Origin of the sequence: Rhizobium aethiopicum (genome assembly GCF_900094625.1) — a bacterium.
Taxonomy (GTDB): Bacteria; Pseudomonadota; Alphaproteobacteria; order Rhizobiales; family Rhizobiaceae; genus Rhizobium; species Rhizobium aethiopicum.
This window is the reverse complement of the sequence record NZ_FMAJ01000018.1, coordinates 64,643-79,266: the sequence shown is the minus strand read 5'-3', so window position 1 is coordinate 79,266 and position 14,624 is coordinate 64,643. Positions and strand designations below refer to the sequence as shown.

12 protein-coding genes are annotated in these 14,624 nt (G+C 60.0%); 4 read left to right on the top strand and 8 right to left on the bottom strand.

Translation table 11 applies throughout. The features are described 5' to 3' along the window. On the bottom strand, nt 1–824 hold an 824-nt coding region (locus GA0061105_RS27225; RefSeq protein ID WP_141130235.1), incomplete at its 3' end, for an AMP-binding protein. A 229-nt stretch (nt 825–1,053) separates the two neighbouring features. On the opposite strand from GA0061105_RS27225, the gene GA0061105_RS27220 reads away from it, so the two are divergent. After that, nucleotides 1,054–1,755 (top strand): DUF1013 domain-containing protein, encoded by a 702-nt coding sequence (locus tag GA0061105_RS27220; RefSeq protein ID WP_064696405.1) that lies wholly within the window; start codon nt 1,054–1,056, stop codon nt 1,753–1,755. A gap of 106 nt (nt 1,756–1,861) precedes the next feature. Here GA0061105_RS27220 and GA0061105_RS27215 read toward each other — a convergent pair whose 3' ends face one another. Together GA0061105_RS27215 and GA0061105_RS27210 are read right to left on the bottom strand one after the other, a co-directional pair. Further along, on the bottom strand, nt 1,862–3,772 hold the full coding sequence (locus tag GA0061105_RS27215) for a propionyl-CoA synthetase (protein WP_092753978.1): 1,911 nt from the start codon (nt 3,770–3,772) through the stop codon (nt 1,862–1,864). 82 nt (nt 3,773–3,854) lie between these two features. After that, nucleotides 3,855–4,514, bottom strand: a complete 660-nt coding sequence (locus GA0061105_RS27210; RefSeq protein ID WP_092753976.1) for a YggS family pyridoxal phosphate-dependent enzyme — start codon at nt 4,512–4,514, stop codon at nt 3,855–3,857. Between the two features lie 201 nt (nt 4,515–4,715). On the opposite strand from GA0061105_RS27210, the gene leuS reads away from it, so the two are divergent. From leuS to holA, 3 genes are read left to right on the top strand one after another with little or no spacing between them, the layout of a single operon-like run. Next, nucleotides 4,716–7,346: a leucine--tRNA ligase gene (leuS, locus tag GA0061105_RS27205; RefSeq protein ID WP_092753989.1), complete on the top strand. Its 2,631-nt coding sequence runs from the start codon at nt 4,716–4,718 to the stop codon at nt 7,344–7,346. After that, nucleotides 7,336–7,857, top strand: a complete 522-nt coding sequence (gene lptE, locus GA0061105_RS27200) for an LPS assembly lipoprotein LptE (protein WP_092753974.1) — start codon at nt 7,336–7,338, stop codon at nt 7,855–7,857. The genes leuS and lptE overlap by 11 nt, the downstream gene beginning before the upstream one ends. 10 nt (nt 7,858–7,867) lie before the next feature. Continuing rightward, nucleotides 7,868–8,908 carry a DNA polymerase III subunit delta gene (gene holA / locus GA0061105_RS27195; RefSeq protein WP_092753972.1) on the top strand — a complete coding sequence of 347 codons (1,041 nt, stop codon included), beginning with the start codon at nt 7,868–7,870 and terminating at the stop codon, nt 8,906–8,908. Here holA and GA0061105_RS27190 read toward each other — a convergent pair whose 3' ends face one another. From GA0061105_RS27190 to mnmE, 5 genes are all read right to left on the bottom strand, one after another. Beyond that, entirely contained in the window at nt 8,909–9,790 is an 882-nt protein-coding gene (locus GA0061105_RS27190) for a ParB/RepB/Spo0J family partition protein (protein ID WP_092753971.1), read from the bottom strand. It lies immediately after the preceding gene. Between the two features lie 31 nt (nt 9,791–9,821). Further along, nucleotides 9,822–10,616: a ParA family protein gene (locus GA0061105_RS27185; RefSeq protein ID WP_092753969.1), complete on the bottom strand. Its 795-nt coding sequence runs from the start codon at nt 10,614–10,616 to the stop codon at nt 9,822–9,824. Between the two features lie 19 nt (nt 10,617–10,635). After that, on the bottom strand, nt 10,636–11,253 hold the full coding sequence (gene rsmG / locus GA0061105_RS27180) for a 16S rRNA (guanine(527)-N(7))-methyltransferase RsmG (protein ID WP_064696398.1): 618 nt from the start codon (nt 11,251–11,253) through the stop codon (nt 10,636–10,638). A 24-nt stretch (nt 11,254–11,277) separates the two neighbouring features. Continuing rightward, the gene (gene mnmG / locus GA0061105_RS27175) at nt 11,278–13,155 is read right to left on the bottom strand and encodes a tRNA uridine-5-carboxymethylaminomethyl(34) synthesis enzyme MnmG (RefSeq protein WP_092753968.1); all 1,878 of its coding nucleotides are present in this window, start codon (nt 13,153–13,155) and stop codon (nt 11,278–11,280) included. A gap of 70 nt (nt 13,156–13,225) precedes the next feature. Then, nucleotides 13,226–14,539 carry a tRNA uridine-5-carboxymethylaminomethyl(34) synthesis GTPase MnmE gene (gene mnmE, locus GA0061105_RS27170; protein WP_092753966.1) on the bottom strand — a complete coding sequence of 438 codons (1,314 nt, stop codon included), beginning with the start codon at nt 14,537–14,539 and terminating at the stop codon, nt 13,226–13,228. Between the last annotated feature and the right edge of the window lie 85 nt (nt 14,540–14,624).

Sequence of the window (14,624 nt, the reverse complement as noted above, 5' to 3'; positions counted from 1 at the left end):
AGCACACCCTTCGGCTTGCCGGTCGAACCTGACGTATAGAGAATGAACAGCGGGTCCTCCGCCTTCATCTTCACCGGTGGGCATTCCGCCTTCACCGTGGCCACTTCCTGATGATACCAGAGGTCACGGCCCGGCGCCCACCCCGTCTTGCCGCCGGTGCGGCGCACGACCAGCACCTTGCTGACATTGACGTGCTGGCGGGCGGCAATATGGATCGCCGTATCAGTATTGTCCTTCAGCGGCACCGGCTTGCCGCCGCGCAGACCTTCGTCGCAGGTGATGACGAAGGTGGATTCGCAGTCGACGATACGCCCTGCCAGGGCCTCGGGCGAGAAACCGCCGAAGACCACCGAATGCACCGCGCCGATGCGGGCGCAGGCGAGCATCGCATAGGCCGCCTCGGGGATCATCGGCATATAGATGGTGACGCGATCGCCCTTGTTGACGCCGTGCTTCTTCAACACGTTCGCCATCCGGCAGACATGCTCGTAGAGCTCGTTATAGGTGATCTTCTTGTCGATGTAGGGATTGTCGCCTTCCCAGATGATCGCCACCTGGTCGCCGTTCGTCTTCAGATGCCGGTCGATGCAATTATAAGAGACATTGGTCTGGCCGTCCTCGAACCACTTGATCGAAACCTTGCCGGTAAAGGACGTGTTCTTGACTTTGGTATAGGGCTTGAACCAGTCGATCCGCTTGCCGTGCTTGCCCCAGAATTTGTCGGGGTTCTCGATGCTTTCCTCGTACCATTTCAGGTACTTCTCCTTATCGATCAGGGCACGCGCCTTCACCGGCTTCGGCACCGGATGGATCTTCTCCGACATGGAACTCCTCCTCATGGGACATGCGACGGGCCAAGCGATCTATGAGCCCGGACTTCAAATCAGGGCAATTCATAGCAGGTCGCATCGCCACGGCAATTAGACAAAGGTCATTTGATTTCGGAAGAATTGCAATTCTGCGACAGTACGGTTATATAGCGCCATATTTCCCGGACATTGTGGTGACAATCCACGGACCGCGACCGGCGCGGACGATAGAAGGACTATATCCATGGCTCAAACATTGCTCATGCCGAAGGCGACCGCCATCTGGCTTGTCGACAACACGGCGCTGTCTTTCGATCAGATCGCGCAGTTCTGCAAACTGCATCCGCTGGAAGTCAAGGCGATCGCCGACGGCGAAGCGGCGCAGGGTATCAAGGGTCTCGATCCGATCTCGACGGGACAGCTCTCCCGCGACGAAATCGCCCGCGCCGAAGCCAATCCGAACCACAAGCTGAAGCTTTCCGAACCGAAGGTGCGCGTGCCGGAATCCAAGCGCCGCGGCCCGCGTTACACGCCGGTTTCCAAGCGTCAGGACCGCCCGAACGCCATTCTCTGGCTCGTCCGCAACCATCCGGAGCTGAAGGACGCGCAGATCTCCAGACTCGTCGGTACGACGAAATCGACGATCGAGCAGATCCGCGAACGTACGCACTGGAACTCCGCCAACCTCGCGCCGATGGATCCGGTGACGCTCGGCCTCTGCAGCCAGATCGATCTCGACATGGAAGTGGAAAAGGCCTCCAAGGGTCGCCCGTTGCCGACCGCCGCCGAGCTTGGCGCGACACTGCAATCGGCGCAGGAAACTGAACGCCTGAGCCCGAGCTACGAGCGCGAAGAGGAAAAGGAAATCGACGCCGACGCCGTCTTCCGCAAGCTGAGCTCTCTGCGCTCGGCCCCGAAGGACGAAGACGAGGACGACCAATACTGAGATATCAGTTGTCTCATGTAGAAAAACCCTGCCGCTCTCGGCAGGGTTTTTTATTGCGGAAACGAAGAGCTAAGCGCGACGCGCTCTAAACCCGTCGATCCTGAATTTACATGGGCAACGAGCCGAAACCGCGCTTGCGCAACGCCTCGCCGATCTCTTCCAGAATCGCGGGATCATCAATGGTTGCCGGCATTTTCCAGGGTATGCCGTCGGCAATTTTCTGCATGGTTCCGCGCAGGATTTTGCCGGAGCGCGTTTTCGGCAGTCGGTTAACGGTGATGGCCGTTTTGAAGGCCGCGACCGGGCCGATCGAGTCGCGAATCATCGCTACGACCTCGGATTCGATCGCCGCCGCTTCACGGGAAACATCCCGTTTCAGCACCAGGAAACCACAGGGCGCCTGCCCCTTCAGCGCATCGTTAACACCGATGACCGCACATTCGGCGACATCGGGATGCCGCGCGCAGACCTCCTCCATCGCCCCGGTCGAAAGCCGGTGACCGGCGCAATTGATGATGTCGTCGGTGCGCGACATGATGAAGAGATAACCGTCCTCGTCGACATAACCCGCATCGGCGGTCTTGTAGTAACCAGGAAATTCATCGAGATAGGCCGACCGGAAACGATCGTCGGCGTTCCAGAGGGTCGGCAGACAAGCCGGCGGCAGGGGCAGCTTTATGACGATATTGCCGAGCGTCCCCGCCTCGATTGGGTGGCCGGCGTCGTCGAGCACCGCAATCTCGTAACCGGGCATCGGCAATGTCGGCGATCCGCGCTTGACGGGAAGGGCGCCGAGACCGAGCGGATTGGCCGCGATCGGCCAGCCGGTCTCCGTCTGCCACCAGTGATCGATGACCGGCACGCCGAGCATGCGCTCCGCCCATTTCAGGGTTTCCGGGTCCGCCCTCTCGCCGGCAAGAAACAGCGCCCGGAAATCCGGCATCGGATATCGGCGCAGCGTTTCGCCCTCACCGTCCTCCCGCCGGATGGCGCGGAATGCGGTCGGAGCTGTGAAGAGCACACGCACCCTGTATTCCGAGACGATCCGCCAGAATGCGCCGGCATCCGGGGTGCCGACCGGCTTTCCCTCGAAGATCAGCGTCGTCACGCCGGCGATCAGCGGTGCATAGACGATATAGGAATGCCCGACGACCCAACCGATATCCGACGCCGTCCAGAAGACCTCGCCCGGTTTCAGGCCGTAGATATTCCGCATCGACCAGCTGAGCGCGACCATATGGCCGCCGTTGTCGCGCACGACACCCTTCGGCTGACCCGTGGTGCCGGAGGTGTAGAGGATGTAAAGCGGATCGGTCGCCTTGACGGGAACACAGGCGACCTCGGCGCCGCGATGGCGCGCCACCGCCGCACCGAAATCCTGATCGCGGCCGCTGACGAGATCTGCCTGAAGCTGCGGTCGCTGCAGCACCAGGCAGTGCTCCGGCTTTACCCGCGCAAGCTCGATCGCTTGGTCGACCAATGGCTTGTAGGCGACGACGCGACCGGGCTCGAGGCCGCAGCTCGCGGTGATCACCAGCTTGGCGCCGCTATCGTCGATGCGTGTCGCCAGCTCGCTGGCGGCAAAGCCGCCGAAAACGACCGAATGGACTGCGCCGATACGAGCGCAGGCAAGCATCGAAAACACCGCCTCTGGCACCATCGGCATATAAAGGATCACGCGGTCGCCTTTGCCGATGCCAAGCCCCAGCAGCGTCGCGGCGATGGCCTTCACGTCGCCGAGCACCTCCTCGTATGAAAACTGACGCTTTTCGCCGGTCATGGCGCTGTCGAAGATGACTGCCGTCTCGCCGCCGCGTCCCGCCGCGACATGCCGGTCCAGACAATTGTGGCAGGTGTTGGTTTCCGCTCCCGAGAACCAGCGGCCATATATGCCCTCATCAGGTGAAAACACCCGCTCCGGCGGCTTGAACCAGTCGATGGCCGCGGCGGCTTCGCGCCAGAAGGCTTCCGGGTCGCCCTTCCAGGTCGCGTAGACCTGATGATAGCCGTTCTGCATCTGCTCCTCCCCAGGACATCGCAAACCTCCCTGTCAATGTAGGCGGCGTGGGGAAGGACGGGAAGCCCGACCAAAGCAGGTGTCAGCGCGCGCCGAAAATCGCCGAACCGACACGCACGCTGGTGGCGCCGAAGGCGATCGCCGTCTCATAATCGCCCGACATGCCCATGGAGAGTTTTTCAACGCTGCATTTTAATGCGAGCTTTGCCAGAAGCGCGAAATGCGGCCCGGGATTTTCCTCGGCCGGCGGAATGCACATCAAGCCGTCGATGGACAGGCCGAGCTCATCGCGGCAGAGGGCGACGAAACCAGGCGCGTCCTCGGGAGCGATGCCCGCCTTTTGCGGTTCCAGCCCGGTGTTGACCTGGACGTAGAGCCGCGGCGTCCTGCCTTGCCGCTTCATCTCTTCGGCAAGCGCGCGGGCGATCTTTTCGCGGTCTACCGTCTCGATGACGTCGAAAAGCGCCACCGCATCCGCCGCCTTGTTCGATTGCAGCGGCCCAATCAGATGCAGTTCGACATCGGGATGCTCGGACTTCAGATCAGGCCATTTTCCCTGACTTTCCTGTACCCGGTTCTCGCCGAAGAGCCGCTGCCCGGCGGCGATTGCAGGGCCGATCGCATCGGCCTCGAACGTCTTCGACACGGCGACGAGCTGAACCGAACCGGCCGGACGACCTGCCTGGCGTTCCGCCGCCGCGATCCGCGACCGCACCTCGTTCAAGCGCTCTTGAAGATCCATTGTTCTGCCTCGACATACCCGTGTGAAAAGAATTGGCAATGAACTAGCCAGCCATTCTGTGCTTGCCAAGACCCGCTCTGGTGAAATCGCCTCCGCCCCATGAAGATCGGACGCCTCCAACGGCTGCAAAACTTGACGCTAAAGTGGTTTCATGGTGAAGGTCTCGACCAACTCCCCTGATTTTCCGGAATTATGAATACCATGGCCACCGAACGTTATAATCCGCGCGATGCCGAGCCCCGCTGGCAGCAGAAATGGAACGAAGACAAGGTCTTCGAGACCGATAATTCAGATCCGCGCGAAAAATATTACGTCCTCGAAATGTTCCCCTATCCTTCGGGGCGCATTCATATGGGCCACGTCCGCAATTACGCCATGGGCGACGTCGTTGCCCGCTACAAGCGTGCCCGCGGCTATAACGTGCTGCACCCGATGGGCTGGGATGCCTTCGGCATGCCGGCCGAGAACGCCGCCATGGAGCGTGGCGTGCACCCCGCTTCCTGGACCTACCAGAATATCGGCTCGATGAAGGCGCAGCTGAAGGCCATGGGGCTTTCGCTGGATTGGAGCCGCGAATTCGCAACCTGCGACGTCGAATATTACCAGCATCAGCAGCATCTGTTCCTGGACTTCCTGGAGAAGGGGCTGGTCTACCGCAAACAGTCGAAGGTGAACTGGGATCCGGTCGACAATACCGTTCTGGCCAACGAGCAAGTGATCGACGGCCGCGGCTGGCGCTCCGGCGCGCTGGTCGAACAGCGCGAGCTTACGCAATGGTTCTTCAAGATCACCGATTTCAGCCAGGACCTGCTCGACGCGCTGGATACGCTCGACCAGTGGCCGGAAAAAGTACGCCTGATGCAGAAGAACTGGATCGGCCGCTCGGAAGGCCTGACGATCCGCTGGGAGATCGTGCCGGAAACCGCGCCGGCCGGCGAGACCGAGATCACCGTCTACACGACCCGGCCGGACACGCTATTCGGCGCCTCCTTCCTGGCGATCGCTGCCGATCATCCTCTGGCCAAGGATGCCGCAGCGAAGAATGTTGAGATCGAAGCCTTCTGCGAGGAATGCCGCCGCGCCGGCACATCGCTCGCCGCGCTCGAAACCGCCGAAAAAAAGGGCTTGGATACCGGCATCCGCGTCAAGCATCCGCTCGATCCCTCCTGGGAACTGCCGGTCTACATCGCCAATTTCGTGCTGATGGATTACGGCACGGGCGCGATCTTCGGCTGCCCGTCCGGTGACCAGCGCGACCTGGATTTCGCACGGAAATACGGCCTGCCGGTCGTGGCTGTCGTCATGCCACGCGATGGCGACTCCGCAAGCTACTCCGTCGGCGACACCGCCTATGACGGCGAGGGAGTCATGATCAATTCGCGCTTCCTCGACGGCAAGACGACGGAGGAAGCCTTCAATATCGTTGCCGACCGGCTGTCGGCCGCTTCCCTCGGCAATGCGCCGCAGGGCGAACGAAAGATCAATTTCCGTCTGCGCGACTGGGGCATTTCGCGTCAGCGCTATTGGGGCTGCCCGATCCCGGTCATTCATTGCGACGCCTGCGGCGTCGTGCCGGTGCCGAAGCAGGACCTTCCGGTCAAGCTGCCTGAGGATGTGACCTTCGATCAGCCCGGTAACCCGCTCGACCGCCATCCGACGTGGCGTCATGTCGCCTGCCCGCACTGCGGCAAGGATGCACGCCGCGAGACGGATACGATGGATACGTTCGTCGATTCGAGCTGGTATTTCACCCGCTTTACCGCGCCATGGGAAGCAAAGCCGACCGATCCTGAGGCGGCTAACCGTTGGCTGCCGGTCGACCAATATATCGGCGGCATCGAGCATGCGATCCTGCATCTGCTCTATTCCCGCTTCTTCACTCGCGCTATGCGCGAAACCGGTCATGTCGCCGCCACCGAACCATTCAAGGGCCTTTTCACCCAGGGCATGGTCGTCCATGAAACCTATAGCCGCGGCGCCGGCGCCAGCAGGGAATGGGTGGCGCCTGCTGATATCCGCATCGAAGAGCTTGACGGCAAACGTCGCGCCTTTCTGCTGACGTCAGACGAGGAAATCGCTATCGGCTCGATCGAGAAGATGTCGAAGTCGAAGAAGAACGTCGTCGATCCAGACGATATCATTGCCTCCTACGGCGCCGACACTGCCCGTTTCTTCGTTCTGTCCGACTCGCCGCCGGAACGCGACGTCATCTGGTCGGAGGCTGGCGTCGAAGGCGCCCACCGCTTCACCCAGCGCCTGTGGCGGCTGATTTCGGAAGCGGCTGATGCGCTCTCTGCCGTAGCGCCGGCACCCGCCACCGACGGCGAAGCGCTGGCGATTTCGCAGGCGGCGCACAAAACGCTGAAGGCCGTTCAGAACGACTACGACAAGCTCTGGTTCAACAAGGCCGTCGCCCGCATCTACGAGCTCGTCAATGCGCTCGCCGCGCCGCTGACGAGGGTTGCGGCAGGTGAAGGCGATGTTGCCTATCGCGCGGCCGTGCGTGACGCTGCCGAGATCCTGATCCAGCTCGTTGCACCGATGACGCCGCATCTTGCCGAGGAATGCTGGGCGACGCTTGGCAATGGCGGCCTGCTGGCCCGCACGGGCTGGCCACAATACGTGGAAGCGCTCGTCATCGAAAATGACGTCGTTCTGCCCGTGCAGATCAATGGCAAGAAGCGCGCCGAATTGACAATTTCTCGCGATGCGGATCAGAATGCCGTGACCAACGCCGTGCTGGAACTCGATGCGGTGAAGAACGTGCTGAACGGTCAGGCACCGAAGAAGATCATCGTGGTTCCGCAAAGGATTGTGAACATTGTCGTCTGATATCGCTTGCAAGCTGGCCCGTAATGCCGGCATCGCCATGAGCCTTGCGTCTGCGGTTTTTCTCTCCGCCTGCCAGGTCCGGCCGCTTTATTCAGAGCAGTCCGGTGTGGTGGAAAAGCTGTCTTCGGTCGGTTTTTCCGAGGCGGGCGGCCGGGTCGAACAGCAGGTTCGTAATCGCCTGATCTTCCTGGCCTCAAGGGGCGCCGGCGAAGCGGTAAACCCGCAATATCACGTCGAAATGCGCGCTACTTCCAGTGTCGCCGAAACCCTTCTGCAGCAAACGGGCGATACGTCCCGCGCCGGTCGTGTCACCGTTACCGTCACCTATACGCTGAGTGCGATAGCCGACAGCCGCGTGATCAAGGCCGGCAGTCGCCAGGCGACCGCGCTGGTAGATTTCTCTGAGCAGGAATTTGCCAAGCAAAGGGCGATCCGTGATGCCGAGAACCGCGCAGCGGATCAGGCGGCGGAATTCGTAGGAGCCGATCTCGCCGCTGCCCTCAGCCGCTGAGGGCAGCGAGGTGGCAGAAATAAAGTCGCATGAATTCGAGACCTTCCTGCAGAAATCGGCGGGAAACTATCGGATTTTCGTCATTTACGGGCCGGACCGGGGTCTGGTTTTCGAACGGGCCGGTCAGATCGCCGGCAAGACCGGAGTCGCGCTCGATGATCCTTTCTCGCTGACCAAACTCGATATCGGCGATCTGCAGAAGGATCCCGGACGCTTGGTTGACGAGGCTCGGTCCATCGGGCTGTTCGGCGGCGAAAAACTCATCTGGATTCGCGGTGCCGCCAACGAAAAATATCTCGTCGATTCCCTGGCGCAGCTTGCGGAAAAACCGCTGGAAGCGGCCTATCTGATTGTGGAGGCCGGCGATCTGAAAAAGGGATCGCTGCTTCGCAAGACCGCGGAAGCCGCGCGATCCATCATGACGGTCCCCTCTTACCCCGATGATAGCCGCGCGCTGAACGGCTTGATCGATACCGAACTCGGGGCAGAAAAACTTGGCATTACGCCAGCAGCCCGCCAGGCGCTGATTGCCCTAATCGGCGGCGATCGCATCGCGTCGCGTAATGAAGTGCGAAAGCTGGCCCTCTATTGCAGCGGCCTTGACACGATCGAGGAACATCACGTTACCGAAATAATCGGCGACGCCAGCGCGATTTCAGTTGATGACGCCGTCGATGCTATCCTCAGCGGCGATCTCAATGGCTTCCTGCATGCCATGCAAAAGATCAGTAGTTCCAAAACCGCGATCTTTCTTGTGCTGCAGGCCTGCCTGAAGCAGTTCCAGCTTCTGGACATGATGCGTTCGGAAATGGAAGAAAAACGTCTGCAGGCGCCTCAAGTCATGCAGACGATGGGGCGGCATCTGCATTTTCGCCGCAAGCCGATCATTGAGCAGGCGCTCCGTCACTGGTCGGCAGAAAGTATCGGCCGTGAATCCAACCGCCTGCAGGCGGCGATCCTCCAGAGTCGGCGCCGGCAGGTGCTGGAAGACAGCGTTGCGATGCAAACGCTTCTCTCCACCACCCTTCAATCCGGCCGCAAACCGGGGTGATTATCGCCTTTCCAGCAAGCGGCAGACTTCCTCGAGCTGTTCCAGCGACTTATAGGAAATCTTGATCTGACCGCCACCGGTTTTGTGGTTGATTGAAACCTCGAGCCCGAGGGCGTCGGAAAGCGTCCGTTCGAGCGCCAGCGTATCTGAATCCTTCTGATCACGACGCATTGTCGGCTGCTGCGGCTCTGATTGCGCCTTGATATTGTTCTGCGCCAACTTCTCGGCATCACGCACCGACATGCCCTTGGCGACGATGGTGCGGGCAAGGCTTGCCGGGTCGGGCGTCGAAACGAGCGCGCGTGCATGTCCAGCCGAAAGACTGCCCGCGGCAAGAAGATCGCGAACCGGATCGGGCAATTTCAACAGCCGCAACGAGTTGGCGACGTGACTGCGGCTTTTACCGATAATCTCGCCGAGGTCATTCTGGGTGTAGCCGTATTCGGCGATAAGCTGCTCATAGCCTAAAGCCTCCTCGAGAGGATTGAGGTCCGCTCGCTGCACGTTTTCGACGATAGCAATCTCAAGCGCGGTCTTGTCATCAACGTCACGGATAATGACGGGGATTTCAATCAGGCCGGCAAGCTGAGCCGCCCGCCAGCGCCGCTCGCCGGCAATGATTTCGTATCTGTCTTGCGACATTGTCCGCACGACGATCGGCTGAACGATGCCGTGCTGACGGATGGAACTCGCAAGGTCGTGCAGTTCGGTGTCATCGAAGAAGCGACGGGGATTGCGGGGGTTACGGCTGACGAATTCGATCGGGATCATCCGGTCGGCGCTGACGGTTCGTTCAGCTTCCACCGGAACAGGCTGATCCATTTCGCCAATCAGCGCTGCAAGTCCGCGGCCCAGCCGTCTTTTCGATATATCGTCATTCATGATCTACACTCACCCATATTCCGAAATAATCCTACGCGGCCAGTCTCTGGCGCTCCCGCTGAATGACCTCGGAAGCCAGCTGCAGATAGGCCTGACTACCCGCGCATTTCAGATCATAGAGAATAGCGGGCTTGCCGTACGATGGTGCCTCGGAGACACGGACATTGCGGGGGATTAACGTATGATAAACCTTTTCCCCGAGATGGGTCCGCACATCATTGACCACCTGCTGCGCCAGATTATTACGCGCATCGAACATCGTCAGGACGATGCCCTGAATATCCAACCGGGGATTAACCGTCCGACGCACCTGGCTGACGGTTTCGAGCAGCTGACTCAGCCCTTCCAGTGCAAAGAATTCGCATTGCAGCGGCACCAGCACCGAATGGGCGGCCGCCATGGCGTTCATCGTCAACAAATTGAAGGAGGGCGGGCAATCCAACAGAATATAGGAGAACGCCGTTGCTTCGGGGGAGGACAGCGCTTTCCGCAACTTGAAGACCCGATCGGCCTGCTGCGAGATCTCCATCTCGACACCAAGCAGATCCATGGTCGAGGGCACGATAAACAGGTTGGGAACCGCGGTTTCAAGCGTCACGTCGCTGATCCCGCGTTCACCGATCATCAAATCATAGGAGGAGAGCTTGCGATCGCGGCGGTCGATCCCGAGGCCGGTGCTCGCATTCCCCTGCGGATCGAGATCCACGATCAGGACACGTTCGCCGATAGCGGCCAGCGCCGTTGCCAGGTTAATTGCAGTGGTCGTCTTCCCAACGCCACCTTTCTGATTTGCGATGGTTATTATCCGATGTCGTTCGCCAGCCATTGCCGCAATATCCGATCTGTTAAACCAAGCGCCGGAGATTCGATATTTCTAAAATCACAGATTCCTGCTCGACAGCGCTCTTATGTTCTAACAGATCGAATTCCCACCGACCACGGGCTTCCTCGATTTCCCTCAGGTAATCCCGGCCTTTGTGAAAGAACCCGCGACAATTCTGCTTGCCGAGCATCCATGGCGCAGAATAACCGATTAATCCCTCAAGATCGGCAAGGGCGCGAGCCGAAACCGCACCGCAATCGCCGATCTCGGCGTAGGCTTCCTCGATTCGAATGGTATGAACACTGCCTCGCGCACCCGTCTCCCGCAAAGCCGTTCGCAGGAAAGCGGCCTTCTTGTGGTTGCTTTCAACAAGATGCACCCAGCCATCTTGCAGTTCCGCCAGAAAGATTGCGGTGATGACGCCGGGAAAGCCGCCGCCACTGCCGAGATCCACCCAAGTGATCGGCTGAGGGCAGATCTGGAAAATCTGACTGCTGTCGGCAATATGACGGCGCCACAAATCATCGAGCGTTGAGGGCGCCACCAGGTTTATCGTCTTCGCCCATTTCTGAAACAGCGTCGCAAAGTGTTTAAGCCGTTCCTGTGTTTCACGTGAAACACGCAAACCGTTCAGTTCCATTCTGAAGGACTCTCAAATCTTGTATCAGGCGCTCTGGCGCCCTAAACCGTTCTGCCGGCGCAAGTGCACGAGCAGCAGTGCGATTGCTGCAGGGGTCATCCCCTCGACAATTGCCGCCTGAGCGACGTTGGAAGGACGAATCTTGCTGAGCTTCGCCTTGAGTTCGTTCGAAAGCCCCGAGAGCGCGTCATAATTAAAATCAGCGGGTATCCGCCGCTCCTCGTCACGCCGCTGATCGGCGATCGCCGCCGCCTGCCGATCAAGATACACCGAATAGCCCGCCTCGATTTCCAGCGCTTCCGCCACCTTTGGCCGGATCATGGCCAACGCCTCGGGCCAAACATGTCGAAGTGCGGCGAAATCATAGGATGGGTAGGACAGCAGATCGTAGGCCGTCCGGCGCTGCCCATCCAGGTTAATGTTCAAGCCCGCGCGTCGTGCTTCATTGGGCGTCAAGGTCAACACCGCCAGCTGGGCGCGGCCGGCATCGATCTCGGCCTGATAGGCCGTGAATCGCCGCGCACGCGCAGCACTCACACATCCGAGCTGCATCGCCGACGGTGTCAACCGCACATCGGCGTTGTCGGCTCGCAACGTCAAGCGATATTCCGCCCGCGACGTGAACATTCGATACGGCTCCGTAACGCCACGCGAAGTGAGGTCATCGATCATCACACCGATGTAGGAGCTCGTGCGGCTGAAATGGAACGGTTCCGAATCGGAACTTCGCAGGGCGGCATTCAGCCCCGCTGCAAGCCCCTGAGCCGCTGCCTCTTCATAGCCGGTGGTGCCATTGATCTGGCCGGCCATAAACAGGCCTCTCAATCGCTTGACCTCAAGCGACGGGGTGAGCTCTCTCGGATCAACATGGTCATATTCGATGGCGTAACCCGGCTGCAATATCCTGGCGGCTTCGAGGCCGGGAATCGTCTTGATGAACTCCGCCTGAACCTCGGCCGGGAGCGAGGTTGAAATGCCATTTGGATAAACCGTGTCGTCATCCAGGCCTTCGGGTTCGAGAAAGACCTGGTGTCCGTCGCGCTCACCGAATTTTACCAGCTTGTCTTCGATGGACGGGCAGTAGCGCGGCCCAACGCCTTCGATCTGCCCCGAATACATCGCCGAGCGGTTGATGTTATCGACAATGATCCGGTGCGTTGCTTCAGTTGTCCTGGTGACGCCGCATTCAATCTGCCGAGTGGTGATCGAATCGGTCATGAAGGAGAAGGGCACGAGTTCCTCGTCTGCACCCTGCCGTCCGACGGACTGCCAGTCGATTGTCTTGCCATCCAGCCGGGCCGGCGTTCCGGTCTTCAATCGGCCCAGCCGCAGCCCCAGGCGCGCCAGGGTAGCCGACAGTCCGATCGACGGAGCCTCGCCGACACGACCGGCTGGCGTCTTTTCAGAACCGATATGGATAAGGCCGCGCAGGAAGGTGCCGGTTGTCAAGACCACCGCTGGCGTCTTCAAAAGCCGGCCGTCTTTCATGATCACGCCCGTGACGCGGCCATCTCGTACGTCGAGATCGAATGCGTCGCCCTCGATAACATCCAGGTTCGGCGTCGCGTCAATCGCGGCGAGCATCGCCAACCGGTAAAGTTTTCGATCTGCCTGCGTCCGCGGACCGCGGACAGCGGCACCCTTTTTCTGGTTCAGCATTCTGAACTGAATACCGGCAACATCGGCAACGCGGCCCATCAGGCCGTCCATCGCGTCGATCTCGCGAACCAGATGTCCCTTGCCGAGGCCGCCGATCGCCGGATTGCAGGACATGACACCAATCGTGTCTCGCCTGTGGGTGACCAGGGCGGTTTTCGCGCCGAGGCGGGCAGCCGCGCTGGCCGCCTCCGTCCCCGCGTGGCCGCCGCCGATCACGATCACATCATAGACATTGTCAGTCATATCCAAACTCCAAGACGGCAGGAGTTGCACATGAAACGAGGGTCCGCGGCCCGAAAAGGTTTCACGTGAATCACTTACCGATGCAAAACTCCGAGAAGATCACGTCGAGCAGTCGTTCGACATCCACCCGCCCGGTAATTCTCCCCAAATATTCCGCTGCAAGCCTTAGCTGCTCGGTGCGCAGTTCAAGATTCGCACCCGTCTCCAAGATTGCCACGTCGAGCGCTGCCAAACATTTCGTCAGCGAATCCCTATGCCGCTGTCGGCTGGGAATCGCCAGAGACAGGCCACCGAAGCGTTCGGCGACAATGCGCCCGATCAGCTGCCGCAACTCCGCCAGACCATCACCGGTCGCCGTCGAGATCTGCAGATCATAGCGATCGGAACCGGTCGCAACGAGATCCTTCTTCGTCCCGACAGTAACATGGAGAGAAGCCTGATCCAAATCGCCGGGGATCACCGGATTGCTGCTGTCGATCAACAGCAGCACAAGATCGGCATCGCGCAGCGCAACGCGCGCGCGCCGCACGCCTTCCATCTCCACCCTGTCATCCGCATCACGCAGACCGGCCGTGTCATAAAGTTTGACAAGATAGCCGTCAATATCCAGATCGACCTGCAGGACATCGCGGGTCGTTCCGGCGATCTCGGTGACGATCGCGACGTCACGCCGGGCCAGAGCGTTCAGCAGGCTCGATTTTCCGGCATTCGGAGCGCCGGCGATGACCACCTTGAAGCCGTCCCGGATGATCTCGCCGGCCGAACCCGCCTCGAGATGCAGCTCGATCTCGCCGCGAAGCCTAACCATGTCGGCCCAGACCATATCCGACACCGAACCAGGAACGTCGTCCTCATCGGGAAAATCCAACTCTGCCTCGATCAATGCTCGAGCCCGCGTTAATTGTTTCGCCCACGAATCGTAAATTGCCGACACACCGCCGGCACTCTGTTCCACCGCGAGTCGGCGCTGCATCTCGGTTTCAGCGCCGATCAGATCGGCCAGGCCCTCGACCTCGACAAGATCGAGTTTGCCGTTTTCGAAGGCGCGCCGTGAAAACTCACCCTCGCGCGCCATGCGGACACCAGGGATATCGCCGAGTTCGTGAAACAATGCCGCCAGCACAGCTTTACTGCCATGCACCTGCAACTCGGCGACATCCTCGCCGGTGAAGGAATTGGGAGCGGGAAAAAACAGCACCAAGCCACTGTCGATCGGCTGGTGGTTACGAGTCCGAATCGTTCGGTAGGACGCTACTCTGCCGGCCGGCACGGATGCGACTAGCTGGACCAGTATGTCTTTAGTCGCCGGGCCGCTGATGCGAATAACCGAGACACCAGAGGGCGGACCGCCGCTTGAAAGCGCAAAGATGGTATCATTCAACATTGCCGTGCTGTCCGGGTGCTCAGTTAACTCGAATCGCTTTCCTCAAACAAAAAGCTGGCGACATCGAGACGATGCGCCAGCTCTT